The organism is Vibrio sp. V12_P9A6T4 (assembly GCF_963874835.1).
Lineage (GTDB): Bacteria > Pseudomonadota > Gammaproteobacteria > Enterobacterales > Vibrionaceae > Vibrio > Vibrio anguillarum.
In genome coordinates this window covers 46,181-52,757 of record NZ_CAWNJO010000045.1, presented here as the reverse complement: position 1 = coordinate 52,757, position 6,577 = coordinate 46,181, and the positions used below count along the sequence as shown (strand labels likewise).

The window sequence follows — 6,577 nt, the reverse complement described above, 5'->3', positions numbered from 1 at the left end:
TGTTTCCACTCCATTTTACCTATACTAGAGTCGTTCTTACGCAATGATGCTCAGCTCATTATTGTTGGCACAGGAGAGCCTGAAGTTGCTGTTCAGCTACATAAAATGGCGGCGAAGCATGCTGATAAATTTGCGTTTGTTGAAGCTTATAGCAATCGTTTTGCACATTTGGTTGAAGCCGGTTCTGATTTCTTCTTAATGCCTTCAGAATTTGAAGCTTGCGGTTTGAATCAGATCTACAGCATGGCTTATGGCACGCTGCCCATCGTTCGTGAAGTTGGTGGTTTAAAAGACACCGTGCGTGATTATGATAAGTTTCCTGAAGAAGCGACCGGCTTTGGTTTTCATGATCCTTCTCCAGAAGCACTGCTTATTGCAATGCAGCGAGCGATGCTGTTTTATCTTCAACATCCCGAAACTATGTTGGAGGTTCAGCAGAGGGCGATGCGACAAAATTTTAGCTGGCAGGATTCAGCGAAAGAGTACATCAAGATGTATCATCTCGCGTTTCATGACTGATGTTTTTATAACAAGTAAGGCGCTTTGGCGCCTTACTTGTTTAGCCGAACGAGCCCGCATGATTTTTTGCTATTCAGCCCCCGTTTTGTGGTAGTCTTGCGTTTCTCAAATTGAAGCTGATTAACGGTTTTGTATGTCTCATAGCCTACTTTTCCATAAGACCTACCTGCATCCCACCAGTGATGAATGGGTTGTTTTTGTGCATGGTGCAGGTGGAAGTTCATCCATCTGGTTTAAGCAAATCAAAGCGTACCGTGAGCATTTCAACCTGTTATTAGTTGATTTACGAGGTCATGGCAAGTCAAACCAACTGTTTAAAGAGTTGATGGCAAATCGTTACACGTTTAAATCTGTCACTCTTGATATTCTCAAAGTGCTCGATCATTTGAAAATTCAGTCTGCTCATTTTGTTGGAATGTCACTCGGCACCATTATTGTGCGTAATCTTGCTGAAATGGCGACTGGGCGAGTTTGCTCTATGGTTTTGGGGGGAGCGATAACCCGTTTGAATGTGCGCTCTCAAGTGCTCGTAAAGTTGGGTAATTTGAGTAAACACATCATTCCTTACATGTGGCTTTATCGTCTGTTTGCTTACATTGTAATGCCACAACGCAACCAAAAAGAGTCACGCCATCTTTTTATTCGAGAAGCGAAGAAGCTGTGCCAAAAAGAGTTTAAACGCTGGTTTATGCTGACTTCCGAAGTCAATCCTCTGATGAAATGCTTCAAAGAGAAAGAGCTGCCCATTCCCACTCTTTATCTTATGGGAGAGAGAGACTATATGTTCATTCAACCCGTTAAAGACATGGTGGCAATGCATAGACAAAGTGTGTTATTAGAGATCCCAGATTGCGGCCACGTGTGTAATGTTGAACAATCTGAGATGTTTAACCGCCATTCAATTGAGTTCATCCGCCAGCATCAGACTCGTTAGTCTGAATCTAAACAACCGCAGTACCAGCAGGCTGCAAACTGCGGCCCATTTTCCTCGTTGCACTGTCCACAAACCCAGTTAGGTTCTTCGTTTATCTCTTCTATCTGATAGGCCAATAATTGTGCTTGAGCCTCGGCGATTTGAGCTTCATCCAACAGCCATATATAGGGCAAGGTTTCTTCTGAAAAAGGGAGCTCTCCACCTAAGCCGTATAAGTTATCGCCTCTCACTTCACAGCGAATATTGAATTGCTGTAAATACTGACAAACTATATATGCCTCTATCGGGTGGTTTGAAACACAAATTTTCATCATTATTCACTTCAGGCGGATGTTGGGTTTTTGTTCAATCTGGCCATAATCCACTTGGTGAGAATAGGAAAAAGACCTAATAGAGCAAATGAAAGCAAAACCGAAGGAGATACAATACCGGATAAGCTTTCAATTTCAGCTAGTTGAGTACCAGCATTCAGATAAACGGCAGTGCCGGGCAGCATACCGAGTTGGCTAATCAGGTAAAAGCGAGCGGTTGATATGGGTGTTAGGCCCATCAATAAATTAATCAAGAAAAAAGGGAAAACCGGAATTAAGCGCAGTGAGAATAGATAAAATGCCCCATCTTTTGCAACGCCTTGATTAATCGTTTGCAGCTTTTGGCCAAATTTTGTTTGAATCCATTCACGCAGTAAGAAACGGCTACTCAAAAAGGCGATAGTTGCGCCTATGGTGCTGGCAAAGGAGACAAGCAGTAAGCTAGTCCAAAAACCAAACAGCGCAGCACCCAGTAACGTGACGACCGCCGCTCCTGGGATAGAGAAAGCCGTGAGCACAATATAGAGTGAGAAATAGATCAAAGCAGCGCTGATCACGTTTTGGCTAATGTATTCGTTTAATAGCATTTGCTGTGCTTTGGCATTATCTAACGTTAGATAGTGGCCAAAATTTACAATCAAAAAGACAATAAAGGCAAATAAAGCCAAGCCTAAGAGAAGTTTTTTATTCATGGTATTCCTCAAAACGACATATTTTACTAGATATAGTTAAGAAGACAGAGGAAGTCGAATTTATATTTCAAAACGGGATTAAAAAAACGCCCGCATGGTGATGCGAGCGTATTTGATTATTTAATCGAGATATTTATTTACTCGGAGGTTAAAGGCTTTTCGCTAATTCATCGCGTCGAGATTGTGGGATAACCGACCAATGCTTGCCTTCAATCGCACCTTCAAGGGCCCATAGCAATTCAAGACTGATTGAAGAAGAATGGGTTTGCTGAATCGCTTTATAGGCTTCCAAAGCCCCCTTTGTATGCAAATCCGTTACAGATTCTATCCCTGCTTTCTTAAGCATACGTTCGGTGGCGAGTCGAAGGTTCGGGAGATCTTTTAGGCGTTCTGGCTTCGTTTGGGCTTGAACTTCTCGTTCTTGTTTGGCGATTTCAAGTGCGACAGCAGCATCTCGTAAAATGAGCGAAGGGTTTTCCCAACAATTGTCAGGTAATGCGAAGTATTTTGTGACGACAGGGAACCCACGTTTTTTATAGATATAGGGCTCATAGCCTTGCTCTTTAAAGCGAGAGGTTGATAGATCGTCTGCGCGAATATGAAGTTTATCGTTTACGACCAAAGCAAACATGGTGTCATCGACAAAAATGCCGAAGCCGCCAAACATTGAACGAGACTTAACGCGTCCAAGTTGTTCGAAGAGTCGCATTGAATCTTTAAGTACTGGTTTATCCATGCTGTAAATTCTCGGTGTATGGGAAAAACGCCACCAAAATCAGGTCCGAGAGATTAGCAAACTTATGCAGAAAGAGTGTCAGTAAGGGGTAAACTTAACGTTTGCATATTTGCCATCGGCAACCCCGCTACCTACCGAATAGTCGGTTTAGGCCGGAGGCTTTGCGTCCCATCTTTTCAAATGGTTTGCCCTGTGCGTGACTTCTAATAGTAAGAATATATAAATTTTTGGATGAGCATCACGTTTATTTATTATTTGCGTGATGCTCATTCCAAATTTACTATTATTTAATACGGCGTTCTGTCTCGAATATAGGAAAATCCCTAAAATTGACATTTGTCGCTTGCTTTAAATAATGACACTATTTCGTTATGTTTTTTACTGTGTTGCGTTCAACAATTTCGGGGTGCATCTCAAACACACGACGTTCATGCTCTTTGTCTTTAATGCGTTCCAATAGGATTTCAAAGGCGTTTTTCCCTACTCGTCGTTTTGGCTGGTGAACCGTGGTTAATGGTGGCGAGAAATACTCAGCAAGTTCAATATTGTCATAACCAATAACAGACATGTCATCAGGAATACGGATGCCTTTTTGTTGCAAGCGACTCATTAAACCGAGAGCCATTGTATCGTTAAAGCAGAAAACAGCCGTTGGGCGCTTGTCCATGGCGGCGATCTTGTCGGCGGCGAGCACCGCAGTATCACACTCGAAGTTACCTTCCAAAATCCAATCTTCATGAACGGTTAGGCTTGCTTCGGCAAGAGCACGCTTAAACCCTTGAATACGCTCTTGGCACGCCGCTTTTTCGAAGTGCCCACTTAAGCAAGCAATGTCAGTATGGCCATGATCAATAAGGTATTTGGTGGCGAGATATCCGCCTTCCTCTGAGTTATCAATAATTTTATCGGCTTGAGAACTTTCAGGGCCCCAGTCCATGATAACTTTCGGAATGTCTGAATGACGATCAAGCATCTCAAGCAGTTCTTGGGTGAGGTCCGAGCACATGACCAACATACCATCGACACGTTTTTCCGCTAGCATGCGGATGTAGTCGCGTTGCTTCTCGTAAATACCGCCGGTATTGCACAAAATAAGTGTGTAGCCTTGGCGGTAGCAGTAGCTTTCAACACCATCGATAACCTCAGAAAAAAATAAGTTTGTCGATTGGGTCACTAACATACCAATGGTACGGGTGGTGTTGCATTTTAAGCTGCGAGCGACTGCACTTGGTGCATAGTTAAGCTCTGATACCGCTTCCATCACTCGTTCTTGGGTTGCTTCAGCCACAAAGCGAGTTTTATTGATTACATGCGATACCGTGGTGGTTGATACGCCCGCTAAGCGTGCAACGTCTTTAATCGTAGCCATAAATTCTCTGTCCTGTCGATAACTGCTGAAAGTGATAGTCACGAAGAGCAATTCAGCGGTATTAGGCCTATCGGTGTTATATTGAAGCCTAAAAGTAGTAAAAACACAAAAACCGCCTCTAATCAGCGGTTGCATCTTAAATTCATTTTTTATCGTTTGCGGTCAAGATTCTAGTCCGCAAATGTCCATCAAGCAACGAAAAATCCACCGAATAAATCGGTCAACAGTCACAATTGACCGATTTAGTAATTGGTATTAACCAAGTTATCTCACTGGTTTGATAAATAGTCGCGGTCTAAGTGAAGAAACGCGACCAACAATTCGCTTGCGGCACCGTAAAAACCAAATTGATCAATTTGTTGGCAGCGAAGATGGAATTGTGGGATCCAAGAGAGCAAATGTTGTTCAATAAAATCACACTGCTGCGTAAAGGCTTGTTCAAGGTGTGTCTCTTGTTCAAGCTCATTGGAGCGAATGATCAAGTTACCTAAGAAATCCAGTTCAATCGCAATGTGGTCGGCGGGTTCGTTGAGTGTATCGTTGACTGCAATGTGATGGGCTGCCATCAAATCCGACATTGCTCTGGCTGGTTCGTCATTGAGCAACCCTGATTTTCCAATGTAAATTGAGGCATAGGGTAGCGCGGACTCCTTATTGGATTTTAAAAAAAGATCACAGAAATCGGCTGCGAGCTCAAGCTGTGCGTCTTCTTTGTCTTGCAATCGGTTCAGTGCATCAACTAATTTATCAATGGCAGGTTTAAGTGTCGCGTTTTCTGCTAATCCTGAAAGAAATGTGCGAATAGCGGGCGTATAGTATTGCTCTAATTCATGCTCCGAAAGTTCTTTCACAAATAAGCTCGAAAGCCACCAATAAATCTCGGCACGCTGTTCATTAAAAGCTTTGATGTCTTGCATGGTATTGGCTCTCCAAGGGGGTGGTTTTGCGAAAATCGTTTTTAAAAAGTAATTGATCTAAGTGTAACTAATAAAAATGAATAGCAGTCGCTAAGAAAATGAAAAAATATGAGTGATTTTTTCATTAAGTTAATGGATGTCTGGAAGGTTGTTTTGAATCAATAAACTCTCATCTTTCTTAATTTTAAAAGTGATACGACTAGAATTATGACTATTTATGAATAGAATGGCTTTGTACAGAATCTCGAGCCGAGGTTTGAACATTTCTATAGAGTAAAGTGGTGTAAATGAGCTATCACGTATTAGTAGTTGAAGATGATGCAGTCACTCGCAGCAAGCTAGCTGGATACTTTCAAAGCGAAGGTTATATGGTAACGCAAGCGGAAAGCGGTACTCAGATGAGAGATGCTTTGAAAAACAGCGCGATAGATCTGATTATGCTAGACATTAATTTACCCGGTGAAGATGGTTTAATGTTAACGCGTGAGCTACGCAGCCAATCTGATATTGGCATCATATTAGTGACAGGGCGCACGGATAGCATTGATAAGATTGTTGGTCTTGAAATGGGGGCCGATGATTACGTAACGAAACCTTTTGAATTGCGCGAGTTGCTGGTGAGAGTGAAAAACTTGCTGTGGCGGATCTCGACCGCAAAAAACAAACTGAACGAAGAGAGCGGTGTATCTCACAATGCGAATTTAGTGCGCTTTAGCGAGTGGACCTTTGATATCCAGCGCCGAGCGCTGAGCCGTAATGGTGAGCCCGTAAAACTGACCAAAGCGGAATATGAGCTATTAGTTGCCTTGTCGTCATATCCGAATCAAGTCCTTAGCCGTGAACGTATTTTAAATATGATCAGCCATCGTGTGGATGCACCTAACGATCGAACGATTGATGTACTGATTCGACGCATGAGGGCGAAGATGGAGTTTGATCCCAAGAATCCGCAAATCTTTGTGACTGTGCACGGTGAAGGTTATATGTTCGCTGGTGATTAGCTGAGTGGTCGTGTGTGTAAAATTGGCGTTGGGCCGTGCCTTTTTATTCCCATGATTTTTTGTAGCCGCGATTACCAAGAAAAACGGAGCACATAAGT

At 42.7% G+C, this 6,577-nt stretch carries 8 protein-coding genes and 1 riboswitch; of the genes, 3 read left to right on the top strand and 5 right to left on the bottom strand.

Annotation, left to right across the window (positions count from 1 at the left end; translation table 11 throughout):
* Positions 1 to 519 (top strand): glycogen synthase (locus AACQ42_RS06630; protein ID WP_141195661.1); only part of this gene is annotated, 519 nt, incomplete at its 5' end.
* Positions 520 to 652: 133 nt separating this feature from the next.
* Complete coding sequence (locus AACQ42_RS06625; protein ID WP_017043918.1) at positions 653 to 1,453, top strand: alpha/beta fold hydrolase; 801 nt, start codon at positions 653 to 655, stop codon at positions 1,451 to 1,453.
* On the opposite strand, the gene AACQ42_RS06620 is transcribed toward AACQ42_RS06625, so the two are convergent.
* From AACQ42_RS06620 to torD, 5 genes are all read right to left on the bottom strand, one after another.
* Complete coding sequence (locus AACQ42_RS06620; RefSeq protein ID WP_081244899.1) at positions 1,450 to 1,767, bottom strand: putative signal transducing protein; 318 nt, start codon at positions 1,765 to 1,767, stop codon at positions 1,450 to 1,452. The two genes, AACQ42_RS06625 and AACQ42_RS06620, sit on opposite strands and share 4 nt — an antisense overlap.
* A gap of 8 nt (positions 1,768 to 1,775) precedes the next feature.
* Complete coding sequence (locus AACQ42_RS06615) at positions 1,776 to 2,456, bottom strand: TVP38/TMEM64 family protein (RefSeq protein WP_026028026.1); 681 nt, start codon at positions 2,454 to 2,456, stop codon at positions 1,776 to 1,778.
* A gap of 148 nt (positions 2,457 to 2,604) precedes the next feature.
* Entirely contained in the window at positions 2,605 to 3,192 is a 588-nt protein-coding gene (locus AACQ42_RS06610; protein WP_013857073.1) for a TfoX/Sxy family DNA transformation protein, read from the bottom strand.
* A 114-nt stretch (positions 3,193 to 3,306) separates the two neighbouring features.
* A riboswitch (cyclic di-GMP riboswitch) is annotated at positions 3,307 to 3,392 on the bottom strand.
* Between the two features lie 161 nt (positions 3,393 to 3,553).
* Complete coding sequence (gene purR, locus AACQ42_RS06605) at positions 3,554 to 4,561, bottom strand: HTH-type transcriptional repressor PurR (RefSeq protein WP_026028025.1); 1,008 nt, start codon at positions 4,559 to 4,561, stop codon at positions 3,554 to 3,556.
* 269 nt (positions 4,562 to 4,830) lie between these two features.
* The gene (gene torD / locus AACQ42_RS06600; protein ID WP_094147356.1) at positions 4,831 to 5,478 is read right to left on the bottom strand and encodes a molecular chaperone TorD; all 648 of its coding nucleotides are present in this window, start codon (positions 5,476 to 5,478) and stop codon (positions 4,831 to 4,833) included.
* Positions 5,479 to 5,765: 287 nt separating this feature from the next.
* Here torD and torR point away from each other — a divergent pair, with 287 nt between their 5' ends.
* A complete protein-coding gene (torR, locus tag AACQ42_RS06595) occupies positions 5,766 to 6,479 on the top strand; it encodes a two-component system response regulator TorR (protein WP_013857070.1) in 714 nt (237 codons plus the stop codon).
* The last annotated feature ends 98 nt before the right edge of the window (positions 6,480 to 6,577 follow it).

Excerpts from the sequence above, each read along its gene's own strand:
- AACQ42_RS06625 (WP_017043918.1), top strand. The coding sequence starts at position 653 with ATGTCTCATAGCCTACTTTTCCATAAGACCTACCTGCATCCCACCAGT.
- AACQ42_RS06620 (WP_081244899.1), bottom strand. The coding sequence starts at position 1,767 with ATGATGAAAATTTGTGTTTCAAACCACCCGATAGAGGCATATATAGTT.
- AACQ42_RS06615 (WP_026028026.1), bottom strand. The coding sequence starts at position 2,456 with ATGAATAAAAAACTTCTCTTAGGCTTGGCTTTATTTGCCTTTATTGTC.
- AACQ42_RS06610 (WP_013857073.1), bottom strand. The coding sequence starts at position 3,192 with ATGGATAAACCAGTACTTAAAGATTCAATGCGACTCTTCGAACAACTT.
- purR (WP_026028025.1), bottom strand. The coding sequence starts at position 4,561 with ATGGCTACGATTAAAGACGTTGCACGCTTAGCGGGCGTATCAACCACC.
- torD (WP_094147356.1), bottom strand. The coding sequence starts at position 5,478 with ATGCAAGACATCAAAGCTTTTAATGAACAGCGTGCCGAGATTTATTGG.
- torR (WP_013857070.1), top strand. The coding sequence starts at position 5,766 with ATGAGCTATCACGTATTAGTAGTTGAAGATGATGCAGTCACTCGCAGC.